Genomic DNA, 17,116 nt, shown 5'->3' with positions numbered 1-17,116 from the left:
TGAACTTTATCCATGAGCAGGTCCTAAATTTATATTTTTCTAAAATTACTTCATTGACTCGATAATGCTGCCTGCAATGGCATCCATTGAATCCGCATCATCTTCTTTCATGCTGGAGTTCAATGACATCTCATTATCTAAAATAGTCATTTCTTTCATCTCATCCAAAAGTCCACGCATCAATTTGCCGGATTGAGGGGCCCATGAGCCATTTTCTATAAGAGTGAAAGTACGTTTTTGAAGATTTAATGATTTCATATCCATCATATAATTCAGCATCGGTGGATAAATCTTCAAGTTGTAGGTTACAGAGGCAAGAACCACATGACTATATTTGAATGTCTCAGAAATCAAATAGGAGACGTGAGTTTTTGAAACGTCATACATAACCACATTAGTCATTCCCTTTTCCACGAGCCTTGTTGCTAGGTCACTTGCAGCGGCCTCCGTATTGCCGTACATTGTTCCATAAACGATCATTACTCCATTTTCCTCAGGCTCGTATCGACTCCACTTGTCGTACTTATCTAACAAGTACCCCAAATCATTACGCCATACCGGTCCATGTAGCGGGCAGATAATCTTGATGTCGAGAGTGCCCGCCTTCTTTAAAAGATTCTGAACATGAGGACCATACTTTCCTACAATGTTTGTATAATACCTTCTGGCATCGTCAATCCAATCCCGGTCAAAGTTCATTTCGTCATTAAACAGCTGACCATCTAATGAGCCGAAAGAACCGAAGGCATCAGCTGAAAATAATACACCATTGTAAGTATCAAATGTCACCATAGCTTCTGGCCAATGTACCATTGGAGCAGCTACAAATGTAACGTTATGTTTTCCAAAGGACATTGTATCTCCTTCACTAACTTCCATTATTTTGCCATCAATAGCGAAACCGAACTGATGCATGAACAAGGAAGCTTTTTGGGTGCATACAATCTTTACATCAGGATAACGAAGAATAATCTCTTCAATGCATGCTGCATGATCAGGTTCCATATGGTTAATTACCATATAATCTAAAGGCTTGCCTTTTAGGATTGATTGAATATTCAAAAGGAACTGACGGCAAATTGACCAGTCTACTGTATCAAAGAGTACTGTCTTCTCGTCCATTAGCAAATATGAGTTATAAGAAACTCCTCGTGGAATTGGATGAATGTTTTCGAAAAGGGAAAGGCGACGATCGCTTCCACCAACCCAATAAAGATCCTCAGTTATATTTCTAACACAATACATATATATAATCCTCCTTTATACTAAAAACACATTATTAAATTTAATTATTATAAAAATCAGACTTCTATAAACATATTTTTTTCTTCATAACAAGATGGACAAGTCCACCCTTCAGGTATGTTTTCAAAGAGAGTACCTGAAGCTATTTCGCCTTCGGGATCACCCATACCAGGATCGTATTCATAACCGCATCCGTTACATACATAATGTTTCCAGGTTGGAACAATTTTCTTAGGAGTAGCTGACTTTATCTTAACCATTGGTGGAGCATCTTTCTTTGCTTCTCCGTTATCTAAAGCAGCAGTAAGTAATGGTAATATCTCCATTAAATCGCCAACGATACCGTAATCAGAGTTCTTAAAAATTTTCGCTTTGGGATCAATATTTATAGCAACTATTGTGGCAGCATCCTTTATGCCCTTCAAATGCTGACCTGCACCTGAAATACCACAAGCAATATAGAGATTTCCTTTAAATTTTTGACCAGACATACCAACATAACGATTGAGTGGTAAATATTTAAGTGTTTCAGCTACTGGACGCGAAGATCCTATAGCTGCACCAGCTTGAACTGCCAAGTCTTCTATAAGCTTCATATTTTCTTTTTCCCCTATACCTAGTCCTACGCTGACTACTCTTTCAGCCTTAGTTATAGGAGTATCCATTGGAATTCCAACTGTAAAATCATATTTATCAGCCTTAAGAGCTTCCACAAGTGCATTTACTTTTTCACTCGCAGTTCCTTCCTTGAAAATCACTTTTCTGCGATAACCTGTTGCAGGTCCACGTTCAGTAGCTTTACCTGTATTCTTGTTTTTCGGCATCTTGCCTATGATGTGAGCAGCGATAACGACACGTTGAATCTCATTAGTTCCTTCATATATTGTGCAAATTTTAGCATCTCTGTAAGCACGCTCAACTTCCATACCTTTCAAATAGCCGTTTCCACCAAATATTTGAAGTGCGTCATTTACAATCTCAAGGCAAACATCTGAAGCATATTGTTTCGCCATAGCAGCTTCCATACTGTAACGCTCATGATTTTCTTTAAGCTCTGCTGCACTGTAAATAAGTAATCTAGCTGCTCTAAGTTTTGTCGCCATATCTGCCAACTTAAAAGAGATAATCTGTTGCTGACAAATAGGTTTACCAAATTGAACCCTTTCTTTTGAGTACTCTAAAGCATTTTCATACGCGCCTTGAGCTATTCCTAGAGCCTGAGCTGCAATACCGATACGACCACCATCCAAAGTTGCCATAGCAATCTTGAACCCGTCACCTTCATTTCCTAGTAGATTTTCCTTAGGGACTTTCACGTCATTGAATATTAGCTCTGCAGTTGCAGATGATCTAATACCCATCTTGTCGTAATGCTTACCGAAGGTAAAGCCCTCTGTATCTTTTTCCACAATAAATGCACTTATACCACGAATACCTATATCCGGCGTAGTAATTGCAAAAACAACGTAAATATCAGCCTTACCAGCATTTGTTATGAAGATTTTTTCACCATTCAAAATGTAATTATCACCATCGAGTACGGCAATGGTTTCCGTACCGCCAGCATCACTACCAGCATTTTCTTCGGTAAGACCGAATGCACCAAGTTTCTCTCCCTTTGCGAGTGGCACTAAGTATTTTTGTTTCTGCTCCTCTGTTCCATAGGCAGAAATTGGGTAGGTGCCCAAAGATGTATGAGCGGAAAGAATTACGCCTGTACCACCATCCACTCTTGATAATTCTTCAACGGCAATTGCATAGCTCATTACATCCAGACCTGCTCCGCCGTATTCTTTTGGATATGGGATCCCCAGCATTCCCATTTTACCTAACTTATTAACTGCTTCCATAGGGAATTTATTTTCCTGATCCAAGGTAAATGCAATAGGTTTAACTTCCTCTTCTGCAAATTCTCTGATCTTTGTCCTCAAATTTTCATGTTGCTGCCTAGTCTTAAAAAACATAAATATACCCCCCTTTAATTAATACGGTTTTGTAAATGTTGCTTTGTGAAATCTGTAAAACCACAACATTGAGCTGCTGCAAGCAAAACTCATCAAACTCCTCCAATTATTTTTACATTTGGAATACATCTAATCAATATGTTTTACTGCATTAACCATACTTGGAATTTTTTTCGAATGTATACCTAAACCGTATAGATTTATTATATACGTAAGAGATTTACATTACAAGCTTAACCAAAACCTTTTTTTCGTCATGATTCCCCATAAAAATGTGTGGCTTATTCTAAGGCTATAAGAGGATTTTGCAAAGTGAGATTACTATGTTTTTTACTTCTTTCTACAAATTTAGAAGGGTAATCAGGGTACTTTGTAGAAATATGGTTTAGAAGCATGTCGTTGAAAATAATTTTGAATTTGTTAAATTAGGGAGAAATAAATATGAAATACAAAATATATATTGTAGAGGATGATTTATCAATAAGTACTTTATTACAAGAATACATAGCTAAGTATGGGTTTGAGGTAACAGTAGTAAAAAACTTTGAAGAAATAATGACAGGCTTTAACGAGTGTAATCCAGACTTAGTATTATTAGATGTTAATTTACCTAAATTTGATGGATTTTATTGGTGCAGAAAGATAAGGCAGCAATCAAAGATTCCTATAATATTTATATCTGCAAGAGATAGTGGAATGGATCAGGTTATGGCTTTAGAGAGTGGCGCAGATGATTATATAACCAAACGTGCGACACGTTGCAATATTAAAAATATTGCCTAGATAGCAAATCTATCTAAGAACTAATAACTTGAAAAGTCAAATGAGAGGGTAACGCCTCGAAGGGCTTTCTCTGATACTCCGAATAGCATCTTTACTAAGAAGAGTGAAGTTGTTATAAGCTCGGTGAAGTCGGCTGAGAGTACACCCTAATGACTTCGTAAGAAGTTATGGAAAAGCGAACCAGAGGTGGTCGAGTGTATGATAGGTCGGGAGTCCATAAAATACCTATGGTAAGAATGTCTAAATATAAGAGACTGACAAAGTTCCGAATGTAAGGTTCTAAATGATGAGGGGGTAGAAATACTTCAACTACCTAAGTTGTAGTGTCTGTGAGGATGAGTAAGATTGTTTGGTATGAAAATCCTTATACTGTTACAGGCAGTATGTTACAGACAGGACTAGAGGAGCTACCTAAGGGTATATGTAAGGATAAAGTTATTGGAACGTGGTAAGCTGGTAACATGGAGGACTTATTTTCTATGAAGTGGTAGCAAGGAAAGACGATAGTTATAACTTGCTTTAATATCAGTGAAAGTAGTGGCACAGTACCGTTGAAGTTAACGAAAGTTAGTGGAGGGACAGCCACAAGTTAATATTTAAGAAAAGATATATTACGTAAGTCCATTAGGTTCGAGTAAGACTAAGAGAAGCATAAACCTTAAACCAAGAATTTAAAGGAATGAATGCTGACTAATGACAACAAGACAGATGAAGTATAAGAAAAATCAGAAACTAAGAAATAATGAGTATTATAATACTCAAGCAATACAAGATAATTTATATAAGCTTAGTAAAGAGGGAAAAGAATTTAAAAATCTAGTACCACTAATACTGAAAAAAGAGAACATTTTATTAGCCTACAGAAATATTAAAAAGAATAAAGGGAGTAAAACACCAGGAATAAATTCAAACACAATTATAGATATAGCTAAAAAAGACATTGAAACTATAATTGAGTATGTTAGAAACAGATTAGAACAGTTTACACCACATAAAGTAAGGCGAAAAGAAATTCCAAAGCTAGGCGGAGGAATAAGACCTCTAGGTATTCCAACTATAGAAGATAGGCATCTGCAACAATGTATAAAACAAGTATTAGAGCCTATATGCGAAGCAAAGTTCTATACTCACAGTTATGGTTTTAGACCAAATAGAAGTACGAAACACGCCATAGCTAGATGTATGTTTCTTACTAACAGAGCTGGGTTACATTATGCAGTTGATATTGATATAAAGGGTTTCTTTGATAACGTAGACCATAATAAATTATTAAAGCAATTATGGTCACTTGGGATAAAAGATAAAGAACTTCTTAAATTAATATCTAAAATCCTTAAAGCTGAAATAGATGGCATAGGAATTCCTAACAAAGGTACTCCGCAAGGAGGGGTAATTTCACCGTTACTTTCTAATGTGGTATTAAATGAACTAGACTGGTGGATGTGTAATCAATGGGAGTATTTTCAGACCTATTATAGATACTCAGATAATAGCAATAAAATACGTGCATTGAAGAATACCAACTTAAAGGAAATGTATATCGTTAGATACGCAGATGACTTTAAAATTTTCTGTAGAAATGCTAAAACTGCACAAAAGGTATTTGTGGCAGTAAAGCAATGGCTTAAAGAAAGACTTAACCTAGATATTAGTCCTGAAAAATCAAAGGTTGTGAATTTAAGAAAGAACTACTCTGATTTTCTAGGATTTAAATTAAAAGTTAGGGTTAATAGAAACAAAAGAATTGCTAAAACTCATGTTAGTGACAAAGCAAGTGCTAGAATAATAAAAACATTTAAAAAAATGGTTAAAGACATAAGAAAAAACCCCTCTGGCCAAGCAGTAAATAAATTAAATAGTAAAATACTAGGGTGGCATAACTATTACAATGTAGCAACAAATGTTAGCTTAGATTTTAGTGAAATATCTTTCTTAGTTAAAAAGAACCTATATAATGGCACAAGAAGTATACGAGGTAGTCCAAATATAATAAGTAAAGCCTATAAAAAAAATTATAGTAGATATAACTGTAAAACAATAACTATTGCAGGGATAACAATCTTTCCCTTACATGGAGTTAAGCTTAAGTATGCAAAGAATTTTTCACCCAAAACATGCAATTACACTGAAGAAGGTAGAAGTATAATCCATGAAAAGCTGAAAAAAGACCATGGCGAAGCCATTAAGTTCTTGATGGATAACAATGTAATCAATGAAACCCTAGAATATAACGATAATAGAATATCCTTATATATAGGGCAGAATGGGAAATGTGGAGTGTCGGGAGCAACATTAAAGAAAATTAGTATGGTTGCTCATCGTAGAATTCCTAAAAACAAAGGTGGAAAAGACAACTACAATAACTTAACATATGTAAATAGATACGTTCATGAGCTAATTCATGAAGAAAAAGAAGAGGCAATAGAAAGACTTAAAAATAAGATAAAGCTTGATAGCATAGGTTTGGTTAAAATTAATATACTTCGTAAACTTGTTGGAAATTACGTGATATAAATAAGTAATAAATATTGATGGAACGCAGTGTGCGGTGAAAGTCGCAAGCACTGTGTGGAGGAGGGGAAAAGGCGGAGATAACTTCAAAGTCTTACCTATTCCTATCTTTTTATGTTGATGTTGTTATTGCAAAGATAAAAAGCCATATAAGAAGAGCTTTTGGAGATTATGCACCTAAGGTAGAGGAAAGAATAGTTGAGGTCGATAGTCTTAAGTTCTACCCAGAAAGGTCAGAAGTACAATTTAATGGTGAAAAATTAATTATCACTAAAAGGGAAGGAGTACTACTAGAATGCCTTATGGAAAAGTATCCTAAGGTAGTTAGTAGAGATTTCCTTTTAGAAAAAATATGGGATGATATTGAGTTTGTAGAGGAAAATACCCTAAGCGTAAATATTAGTAGAATAAGAAAGAGGTTGCAGGTTTTAGGAATAGATATGGGCATAGAGACTATAAGAGGAGCAGGTTATAGATTAAATAAAACCTGGTAGTGGAATAATATGAAATTATTTTTAAAGGATAATAGAGCTTATGTTTTTACATATTTATTAAGTTTAGCTCTTACAGTTATGTATTGTAATATTATGGGGTTTATAGAGTTTGGTGAAATCATTTATATACTGGTATTTAATACATTTATTTTGGTATGCTTTTTAGCTTTTAGGTATTATCAAAATAGACAGTTATACAAATTATTAAGAAATGGATTAAATTGTCTAAATGATGCTTTTTTGGAACTTGATAGTTCGGATTTGAGTCAAAACATTTCTGGAATATTAAAGAAGCAACATAATTTATATCAAGCTGAAATACAAAAGTGTAATAAGAATCATAATGAGCATTTAACTTTTATAAATCAGTGGGTACATCAAATGAAGACACCTCTTTCTGTAATACAACTTCTCCTTCAAGAATACGCAGGAGAAGAAAAGGCGCTAGGTATAGAAGAAGAGGTTAATAAATTAAATAAAGGTTTAAATATGGCAATGAATTTTGCAAGGATAGATTCTTTCCAAAAGGATTTTGTAGCAGAGCAAATTTTTTTGAAGCAGTTAGTTCTTGGTACAGTAAATGAAGAAAAGAAGCTTTTCATAAAAAATAGAATAATTCCTAGAGTAGAAATAGATGAAGATATTGAAGTATATAGTGATGTGAAGTGGATAAAATTTGTATTAGATCAACTTATTATTAATGGTGTAAAGTATTCAAAAGGCACGGGAAAAGAATTGATTATAAAGGCATTGAAAAATGGAAAAGAAATTAAATTAAGTGTTATTGATGAGGGAATAGGAATCCCAAGGAAAGATATTAAAAGGGTATTTGACCTATTCTTTACTGGAGAGAATGGACGTAGCTATGGAGAATCAACGGGTATGGGATTATATATAGCCAAAGAGGTGTGTGTAAATTTAGGCCATGCAATAGCGATAGAATCTACTGTGCATGAAGGAACAGTGGTTACAATAAGATTTATAAAATGAAAAATAGTTTTAGATATAGATTATAATGGGGTGGAATATGGATAAAAGAGCTAAGATTTTAGTAGTTGAAGATGAAAATGATATTAATAAATTGCTTTGTAGTATTCTTGAAAATAAGGGTTATAGAGCTCGCGCAGCTTTTTCAGGGACAGAAGCTTTAATGTGTGTAGAAAATGAACGGTGGGATATGATTTTATTAGATTTGATGATCCCAGGGATTAGTGGAGAAGAAGCTATATTAAAAATTAGAGAAATCACAAAAGCTCCAATAATTGTAGTAAGTGCAAAAACATCTAAAAAGACTAAGATAGAAGTATTAGAAAGTGGGGCTGATGATTTTATTTGTAAGCCATTTGATCCAGATGAAGTGGTTGCAAGAGTTAATTGTAATTTGAGAAGATATTTAGAATTTTTCACCGATGAGGGAAAGAAAAATAGAGATAATATTTTGCATTATAAAGATATTAGTTTAAATACAGAAAGTAAAGAAGTAAAAGTGGGACAAACTATAGTTACGTTAACTGCAAAAGAATTTGCATTACTAGAATTATTATTAACTAATCCCAATAAGGTATACAGTAAATCTAATATTTTTGAAAGTATATGGGGAGAAGAATTTTTAGGTGATGATAATACTGTAAATGTACATGTGAGTAGATTAAGAAATAAGCTATCTAGTGCAAATAATAGTGAAGATTACATAGAAACAATTTGGGCAATGGGGTATAAATTAAGAAAAATTAAGACTTTTGAAAGACTTTAGCAAAGTTTTCTTATGAAACATTAGTTATGATAAAAGCATGATTCATAAGGAGGTAATAAAAATGAGTGAGTATGTAATTAGAGCTAGTAACATTACAAAAACATATGGTAATCACAAAGTTTTAGATGATTTGTCCATAAATATTAAAAAAGGTGATATATATGGAGTTATAGGGAAAAATGGTGCTGGAAAAACAACTATGATTAGAGTGCTTACAGGTCTTGTTATACCTAACAATGGACAAGTTGAACTATTTGGACATAGTGGGGAGAAAGAGATTATTAAGGAAAGAAGTAGAATTGGTACATTAATAGAATCACCAGCTCTTTATCTTAATATGACTGCGGATGAAAATCTTGAACTTGTCAAAATTCAAAGAGGAATTCCAGGAAACAAATGTATTAATGAGACTTTAAATTTAGTAGGACTTAAGGATGTAGCGAAAAAGAAAACCAAGAATTTCTCATTAGGAATGAAACAAAGACTAGGAATTGCTATGGCTTTATTAAGTGAACCAGAATTTTTGGTTTTAGATGAACCCATGAATGGGTTAGATCCAATTGGAATAAAAGAAATAAGAGAGCTTTTACTTAAATTAAACAAAGAAAGAGGAACAACTATTTTAATATCAAGTCATATGTTATCTGAACTTACTCACATTTCCAATAGATATGGTTTTATAAATGATGGAAAATTAATTGATGTAATGACGGCTAATGAACTTTCAAATAAATGTAGAACTTATCTTCATTTGAAAGTAAATGATTCTTCGGATGTCTCAGTTATTTTAGAAAATGAGATTGGAATAAAAGATTTTGAAGTTTTTCCAAATAATATCATAAGAATATATGATGAATTTGATGGAGAAAAGATTACTATGGCTCTATCTAAACATAACATAGGAGTTAAAGAAATAATGCAAATGGGTGAATCTCTGGAGGATTATTTTACTAAGTTAGTTGGAGGAGAAGATAATGAGTAATCTAATTAGAGGAGAATTTTATAAATTAAGAAAAAGCAGATATTTTATTGGAATGATATTTATGGCGATATTGCTTTCATTTTTTTTAATTACTGTATGGGATAAGGATATACAACGACTGCAGAAAGTACATCTTAATTTTCTTATGAATGGATCATCTTCAATAGAATACGCATTCGAATATATTATATATACTAGTTTTATATTTGCATTATTAGGCGGAGAATTTATTGCTAAAGATTTTAAGAATAATAATATAAGTAAAAGTTTCAGTTATGGATATACGAGAAGTAAGGTTATATTAAGTAAATTAATAGTATTTATAATTGCTTGTTTATTTTTAGAAATAATTTATACAACAATTTTAGTTATACATGTTTCAACAATTTATGGATTTTGTGAAGTCTTAAATTTAAGTGCTATTTTATATTTAACCAGAGTAATTATTGTTGGAATAATGTATAATGCAGCAACAATATGCATAATTGCTATGATTGCTATGATAACAAAGAGTGCTCTTTGTACATTTGTTTCACCAGTTATATTCTTTTTGAGTCTTCAATTGTCTTTTTCAAATATAGGTGCATATATTCTTCCTTATGTTGCTGGGCGAGGGGCAATATCGAGATTTGCACCTAAAGAAGAGATTATACTTGGGGTAATTTCATCACTTTTAACTTTTATTATAACAATTGGAGTGAGTATGTTCTATGTAGGGCGTGAAGATATTAAGTAAAAGATAAGTAAAAATTTTATTATATGAGTAGGAGAAATGAGATGTATTTAGCTATTATTTTAATGATTGTTTTTATGATATTAATTTCAACAGTAGCTCTTATTAAGTTACATTTATATAAAAGAGAAATAAGAGCTATAACTAAGCAAATTAAAAACTTTAGAGTACGAGAAACCAATAAAAAAGTTAATACTGAAATAGCTGATAAATATATAGAAGATTTAGCTTTTGAAATTAATGAATATTTAGAACTTTATAGAAGAAATGAACAAGAAAAAGTAATGTTTGAAAATACATTAAAACAAGGGATAGCTAATATGTCTCATGATTTAAGGACCCCCTTAACATCAATAATAGGATATTTAAAACTTCTTAAGCAGAATACCATAGGTAAAGAAGAGGCATTAGAGATAATTGAAAACAAAACTAATAAATTAAATGTTCTTATAAATGATTTTTTTGAGTTAGCTTCAATAGAGACTGAAGATTATGAATTAGAGATGACAAAAGTAAATTTAACTAATATAGTACGTGACGAAATTTTATCACTTTATGAATCTTTTGAGAGCAAAGGGATAGAACCAAAAATAAGCATTTCGGATAAGCCAATTTTCATAATGGGGGATAAGGATAGTCTAGAGAGAATAATAGATAATTTGCTATCTAATACATTAAAATATGCTGAGAAAGTTATTGAAATAAAATTAGAAGAATGTGATGCTAAAGTTATTTTTAAAATTTCAAATATATGTATAGGCATTGATGAAAAAGATGTATTACATATGTTTGATAGATTCTATATGGCAGACAAGGTGAGAACGGGAAATGGTGTAGGACTAGGGCTGTCTATTGTAAAAAGTTTAATGGAAAAGATGAATGGAGTTATAATATCAAAACTCGAAGAAAATAGGATTTCTATAATATGTGAATGGAAGTATATAAAATAATATTATTTTATATGCTTTTTTTAGGGTGTTAAATTGTCTCCTGCGGAGCTGCAACAACTAATAATTGCAAAGCTTACAACCATGTCACATTCCTGTAAGCTTTGCAGATAGTACCTTATACATTTTTATTATAAACTATATATAAAGTAATAATTAGTTTGTAAGACCAGCTAGTTAAAGTCAACTATTAATTTGAAATTTATTTAGTTTAATTTTAGGCTCAACAAAAAGACCATTTCGAAACACGAATGATGGTAAAAAAAGGGAGGTGGTATAGTTAATTAGGCAGCTAGAACAGTTTTATTTTCTAAAAACATCTTTTGGTGTAATTTAGGGTCTCTAATTTGGTACTCTTGTTGATTTCTTAAAACCGCAAATAGATATTTGATAAGCTTGTGCATAACTGCTACTAAAGCTACTTTTGCCTTCTTGCCCTTTAAGTTTTCTTTGTAATATTTAAGTAAAATATGATTAGTAGCTTCTCCATTACGCTTCATCCTAATAGAAGCTAAGGCAACAGCATATAGAGCTCGTCTACCAAACCTTGTACCACGTTTGGATATTTTAACTCTATCGCCCTTAAACTTACCTGATTCATTAACAGCAGGATCAACTCCGAAGAAAGCAACAAGCTGCTTAGGCGTGATAAATCTATCAATGGCACCAATTTCGGCTAATATTGTTATTGCTGTATTATATCCAATACCTGGTATCGACATTAGTAATAATATATTTTTACGAAAAGCAGGAGACATTTGATCACTGTTTATGAACCCTTCAATCTTTGCTAAAAGCGTAGCTATTTCACCATCAATGGCCTCGTAGATAGATATAGAAGTGGTAATAGAAACTGATAACCATGGTGATGTTAAACTAACAAATTGAGCATTCTCAGCCGATTCTATGAGCTTAGTGTATTTTTTTTCAGCCCACTTAATACCCTTTCTGGAATTAATCAAAATATCTATAATATCTTGCTTTGGAGCTGAAATAACTGCCTGTGGATTAGGATACTTTTTCAATATGTTAATTGAAACTAATCCACAGGTATTAGAAAATACATTTTGATATCCATTAAAAGTTATGCACAAAGAACTACTAAGTTTCTTTTTAAATACTGACCTAGTATCAATAAGCTTATAGTAATCGCGTACTAATAGCTTTAAAGTGAGAATGTTGATGTCAGAGTCGGATGATACCTTGATATCTTCAAATTTTCCTAAACTTGCGATAGATAATGCATCATTTCTATCATTTTTCACTTTCCTAATGTCTTTATTTTTGTTACAATTAGTAACAAGAGGATTGATAACAAAGGTTTCGAAATTGTTATCCTTTAGAAAGTGGAAAAGAGTTAGATGATACACGCCTGTGGACTCCATAAAGAACACAGGCTTTGTGGAAAACTCTTCTTCTGCTTTTTTTATTTGCTCAATAAAGTATTTAAAACCCTCAGCAGTATGGAAGATTTTAAAAGGCTTCCGATATTTACTGCCGTCAGGCGCAAGGAATGCTGCAAAAGAGAATTCAGAAGCAACATCAATGCCTACTACAAGACTATTTAAGTATTTTGACATATATAACATCTCCTTTTGTAAAAGTGAGATAGAATAAAGATTCCACTTCTATCAATGAGGCTGTAACCTCGTTTGTGACACGGGTAGTTCCAAAATTGGAAACCCAACCAGCTAAAACACAGAAAACTCACTGATGGAATGATACGCTTTTTTACGAGTATTGGTAATTACTTACCGCTCAGGAGTGAAACATCTATCTTCTCTATTCAGGAGATATTATATCATTGTGGACTAACTGGTTCCTAGTATCCAATATTGGTAATTGACAGTAATCAGTAATCAGAATTGAGACAAGATTAAACAAAGTAAAATTATGAGTTGCGAATATTAGATAAGAGATTAGTGATAACATTCGTAGTTATTATGACTGATTTATTATCAATGATTACAACTACATTATACGAGGAGTGATAAGACATAGATATAATATTTTTATTAAAAGCAATCATAATAGCAATAGTAGAGGGGGTAACTGAATTTATCCCAGTATCTTCTACAGGTCATATGATATTAATTGGATGGGCAATTGGGTTTGAAGGGAAATTCGTAGAGATGTTTGAAGTTGTAATTCAACTTGGAGCAATAATGGCAGTTGTTGTTTTGTATTGGAAGAAGATTAAAGAAAGTATAATAGAATTTTTTAAGTTTATATTTACTAGAGGAAGAGAGGGAAAAAAGGGATTTAGATTTGGGATTAATGTTGTTACAGCATCGAGTCCCATGGCTATTGTAGGAGTAACATTTTACGATAAAATAAAATTATTGTTTAAACCAGAAGCTGTTATAGTAGGATTTATAGTTGGTGGATTATTGCTACTGATAATCGAAAAGAAATTTGCAGATAGGAAGCATAAAGTAGCTAGTATAGATGGCATAACCCCTGTACAATCATTAAAAATTGGCATATTACAACTTCTTTGTGTGTGGCCAGGAATGTCAAGAAGTGCATCTACGATTATGGGTGGATGGATTGCAGGATTATCAACACCGATAGCGGCAGGATTTTCATTTTTCATAGCGATTCCAGCTATGATAGGGGCAACAGGTAAGGACTTATTTGAATTTGATTATTCTATAATGACACTAACATTATGGATTTCATTAATAGCTGGATTTGTTGTGGCTTTCATAGTGTCCTTAATTGTTATGAAAAAATTTGTTGAGTACTTAAAAAAGAAGCCAATGAAAGTATTTGCAGTATATAGAATAGTAGTAGGGATTTTACTTGGAGCACTAGTATTAACTAAGGTTATCACCTTAACATAATCACCCTAATATAATAGGAGGACTAAGTATATGAAGATTTTAGATGTAAAGAATTTAAGCAAGGTATATGGTAATAAAATAACATTCAGTGCATTGGATAATATAAGTTTCGCCATAGCAGAAGGAGAATTTGTTGGAATAATGGGCCCATCAGGAAGTGGCAAAACAACATTATTAAATATGATTTCAACAGTAGATAAGGCAACATCAGGAGAAATAAGAATAAAAGATAAAAATCCACTAAATCTTAAGGGAGATGATTTGGCATTATTTAGAAGGAGAGAATTAGGATTTGTATTTCAAGATTTCAATTTGTTAGATACTTTAACAGTTGGTGAAAATATAGTACTTCCACTAACATTAGATGGAGTACTAGTTAAAGATCAGGATGAGGAACTTAATAGAATAGCAAAGATACTTGGAATAGAGAATCTAATTAATAAGAGAACTTTTGAAATATCAGGGGGAGAAGCTCAGAGAACAGCTATTGCAAGAGCATTAATACATAATCCTACTCTATTACTTGCTGATGAGCCAACTGGTAACTTGGATTCAAAAGCTGCTAAAAATGTAATGGAATTATTTGAAAAAATAAATAAAGATGAAAAAGTAACTACAATGATGGTAACTCACGATACATTTTCAGCAAGTTATTGTAATAGAATTCTATTTATAAAAGATGGAACAATATATAATGAAATTTATAAGGGAGATAGCAGGAAACAATTTTACCAGGAAATTATTGACGTACTTGCACTAATGGGAGGTGATAACTAATGAATTTTAGAGAGTTTGACACTAAAAATGTGTATAGAAATATAAAAGGTTATTTCGCTTACTTTTTAAGCAGTAGCATATCAGCGACACTATTATTCTCTTTTACTATGATTATAGTTCATCCTGACTTCGTGAAGCTTAAATTACCTAATAACATAAGAAATACACTTTATGTTACAACTGTAATTGCATACTTGTTTTTATGCTTCTTTGTATTTTACTCAGTAAGTGTATTTTTAAAAAGTAGATATAAAGAATTTGGAATACTTTATATTATAGGCTCATCAAAAAAACAAATACAGAGGATTATAAGTATTGAAAATATAATAATTAGTTCAGTATCAGCAGTAGTTGGGATAATAGTGGGAATAGTATTTTCAAAAATATTATTAGCAGTTAGTGGAAAATTATTAGGATTTAATGCACTAGGATTTTATATTCCAGTAAAAGCTATGATTATTACTTTAATTGCATTTATATTGATAGGAATAGTAATTCCAATATTTTGTTCATTTGTTATAAAAGAAGATATGGTTTTAAGATTACTTAAAGGAACTAAAAAACCAAAAACAGAACCAAAATCATCTATTATTTTGTCAATTATATGCATAGTATTATTGACAGTAGGATATTATCTATCAATTACATCAAGTGAAAAGACACTAGCCTATAGAATAATACCTGTAACAACAATGGTAATTGTAGCAACTGGATTGTCAATACTTTTTTGTACAAACTTTATTCGGACATCTTAACCTTATATTCCTTTGGTGTCATATAGTCTAACGAACCATGAATTCTATGGTTATTATACCAGTTTACGTAATCAAATAACTCTCGTTCCAATTCTTCAAAACTGCTAAATACTCTATCATATGCAAATTCTGTTTTTATTATTTTATACGTTGCTTCTGCAACTGCATTATCGTATGGACAGCCTTTTTTACTAAGTGACCTTTGGATCTTAAATGTTTCTAAAACCTCATCTATAATCTTATTTTTAAATTCGTTGCCCCTGTCTGTATGGAATATATTTATGTTGCTTAGATTACAATCTGCCCTCATAAAGGCCTCATATACAAGCTTAGCATCCTTATTCTTGCCCACAGAGTAACTTATTAACTCTCTATTATGTAAATTTATAAGAAGGCATATGTAGTGCCATTTTCCAGCAACATTTACATAGGTTAGGTCACTTACAACAACATCTAGATTGGATCTATTTTGAAAATCTCTATTAACGATGTTGTCAACTTTATCATTGTTACAACCAGATTTATGTATTTTAAACTGTTTAATAGTATAATTTGATACTAGTCCATATTTCTTCATTATGCATGCTATTTTAGCTCTTGATGCCTGAATTTCTATCTTGGATAGCTCAACCTTTATTTTTCTTGTACCGTAGTTATTTTTACTATCTTTGAAAATCTTTATAATTGCATTTTCTAACTCTGAATTAAACCTGCGTTCTTTACGTTTATAGTAAACTAACCCTCTTGGAATGCCTAGTGCTCTGCACATTGCGCTAATACTGTATTTATACTTATTTGCTAAAATAAGTTCTATTTTCGTCCCATTATCAGCGCTGCTTGCTTTAAAATATCATTTTCCATCTCTAATCTAGCATTTTCTTTTTTCAATCTAAGCAACTCATTTTCGGCATCGCTGCGATTATCTTTTGCTTTAAATGATCCAGTACTACTATAATCTGCAACCCATTTATTAATAGTGGATTTAGCCACCCCGTATTCTCTTGATATTTCTGCAATAACCTTACCATTATTCCTAAGTGCTACTAGTTGTTTTTTAAATTCCTCAGTATAATTTTTCCCATTTCTCCCCATGATATAAACCACTCTCTCTTTCTCATATTTTTATATTATACCATGTCCGAATATTTATTGTACAACTAATTATAACCTATCCACTTCTGTTGTAACGGTTGTTGCAATCTTTTCCGTAAGAAAATCTCTTGCGGTAAAGTCACAAGTTAAGAAAGAAATGAATTTTTTAAGGGACTTAAAAGAAGGATGGCTGATTATTCTCCAGGCTAAAGGAGTCATGCTGTTAATTGTACT

At 32.1% G+C, this 17,116-nt stretch carries 14 protein-coding genes and 1 pseudogene; 11 read left to right on the top strand and 4 right to left on the bottom strand.

Annotated elements, in window-relative coordinates:
• Positions 1-45: 45 nt before the first annotated feature.
• Complete coding sequence (locus ACWJKP_RS11710; RefSeq protein ID WP_165414759.1) at positions 46-1,245, bottom strand: FprA family A-type flavoprotein; 1,200 nt, start codon at positions 1,243-1,245, stop codon at positions 46-48.
• A gap of 56 nt (positions 1,246-1,301) precedes the next feature.
• Positions 1,302-3,209 carry an acyl-CoA dehydrogenase family protein gene (locus ACWJKP_RS11705; RefSeq protein ID WP_165414760.1) on the bottom strand — a complete coding sequence of 636 codons (1,908 nt, stop codon included), beginning with the start codon at positions 3,207-3,209 and terminating at the stop codon, positions 1,302-1,304.
• A gap of 441 nt (positions 3,210-3,650) precedes the next feature.
• On the opposite strand from ACWJKP_RS11705, the gene ACWJKP_RS11700 reads away from it, so the two are divergent.
• From ACWJKP_RS11700 to ACWJKP_RS11665, 8 genes and pseudogenes are all read left to right on the top strand, one after another.
• Positions 3,651-3,992: a response regulator gene (locus ACWJKP_RS11700; protein WP_263492352.1), complete on the top strand. Its 342-nt coding sequence runs from the start codon at positions 3,651-3,653 to the stop codon at positions 3,990-3,992.
• A gap of 693 nt (positions 3,993-4,685) precedes the next feature.
• Positions 4,686-6,506, top strand: a complete 1,821-nt coding sequence (gene ltrA, locus ACWJKP_RS11695) for a group II intron reverse transcriptase/maturase (protein WP_224578720.1) — start codon at positions 4,686-4,688, stop codon at positions 6,504-6,506.
• Positions 6,507-6,598: 92 nt separating this feature from the next.
• Positions 6,599-6,997, top strand: a pseudogene (locus ACWJKP_RS11690) (winged helix-turn-helix domain-containing protein); the annotation flags it as partial.
• A gap of 9 nt (positions 6,998-7,006) precedes the next feature.
• Positions 7,007-7,987, top strand: a complete 981-nt coding sequence (locus tag ACWJKP_RS11685; protein ID WP_165414952.1) for a sensor histidine kinase — start codon at positions 7,007-7,009, stop codon at positions 7,985-7,987.
• A gap of 37 nt (positions 7,988-8,024) precedes the next feature.
• Positions 8,025-8,750, top strand: coding sequence for a response regulator transcription factor (locus ACWJKP_RS11680; protein ID WP_165414951.1), 726 nt, complete (start codon positions 8,025-8,027; stop codon positions 8,748-8,750).
• Positions 8,751-8,811: 61 nt separating this feature from the next.
• Positions 8,812-9,732, top strand: a complete 921-nt coding sequence (locus ACWJKP_RS11675; protein WP_165414950.1) for an ATP-binding cassette domain-containing protein — start codon at positions 8,812-8,814, stop codon at positions 9,730-9,732.
• Entirely contained in the window at positions 9,725-10,468 is a 744-nt protein-coding gene (locus ACWJKP_RS11670; RefSeq protein ID WP_165414949.1) for an ABC transporter permease, read from the top strand. Before ACWJKP_RS11675 ends, ACWJKP_RS11670 begins: the two co-directional genes overlap by 8 nt.
• Positions 10,469-10,509: 41 nt before the next feature.
• Positions 10,510-11,415 carry a sensor histidine kinase gene (locus ACWJKP_RS11665; RefSeq protein WP_165414948.1) on the top strand — a complete coding sequence of 302 codons (906 nt, stop codon included), beginning with the start codon at positions 10,510-10,512 and terminating at the stop codon, positions 11,413-11,415.
• Between the two features lie 281 nt (positions 11,416-11,696).
• Here ACWJKP_RS11665 and ACWJKP_RS11660 read toward each other — a convergent pair whose 3' ends face one another.
• Entirely contained in the window at positions 11,697-12,992 is a 1,296-nt protein-coding gene (locus ACWJKP_RS11660) for an IS110 family RNA-guided transposase (RefSeq protein ID WP_165415057.1), read from the bottom strand.
• Positions 12,993-13,409: 417 nt separating this feature from the next.
• On the opposite strand from ACWJKP_RS11660, the gene ACWJKP_RS11655 reads away from it, so the two are divergent.
• The 3 genes from ACWJKP_RS11655 to ACWJKP_RS11645 are packed head-to-tail and all read left to right on the top strand — an operon-like array spanning position 13,410 to position 15,790.
• Positions 13,410-14,258 carry an undecaprenyl-diphosphate phosphatase gene (locus ACWJKP_RS11655; protein ID WP_462961682.1) on the top strand — a complete coding sequence of 283 codons (849 nt, stop codon included), beginning with the start codon at positions 13,410-13,412 and terminating at the stop codon, positions 14,256-14,258.
• A gap of 30 nt (positions 14,259-14,288) precedes the next feature.
• A complete protein-coding gene (locus ACWJKP_RS11650) occupies positions 14,289-15,035 on the top strand; it encodes an ABC transporter ATP-binding protein (protein ID WP_462961184.1) in 747 nt (248 codons plus the stop codon).
• Positions 15,035-15,790 (top strand): FtsX-like permease family protein, encoded by a 756-nt coding sequence (locus ACWJKP_RS11645; protein WP_462961183.1) that lies wholly within the window; start codon positions 15,035-15,037, stop codon positions 15,788-15,790. Before ACWJKP_RS11650 ends, ACWJKP_RS11645 begins: the two co-directional genes overlap by 1 nt.
• Here ACWJKP_RS11645 and ACWJKP_RS11640 read toward each other — a convergent pair.
• Positions 15,774-16,882, bottom strand: a protein-coding gene (locus tag ACWJKP_RS11640) for an IS3 family transposase (RefSeq protein WP_165415076.1) whose coding sequence is annotated in 2 segments (ribosomal slippage) — positions 15,774-16,636 and positions 16,636-16,882 — 1,110 coding nt in all. Because the reading frame shifts where the segments join, the coding sequence is not laid out codon by codon here. The two genes, ACWJKP_RS11645 and ACWJKP_RS11640, sit on opposite strands and share 17 nt — an antisense overlap.
• Positions 16,883-17,116: the final 234 nt, after the last annotated feature.

It is taken from the genome of Clostridium sp. CM037 (assembly GCF_055081095.1).
The sequence above is the reverse complement of the archived record's forward strand: the minus strand, read 5'-3'. Positions and strand labels throughout refer to the sequence as shown.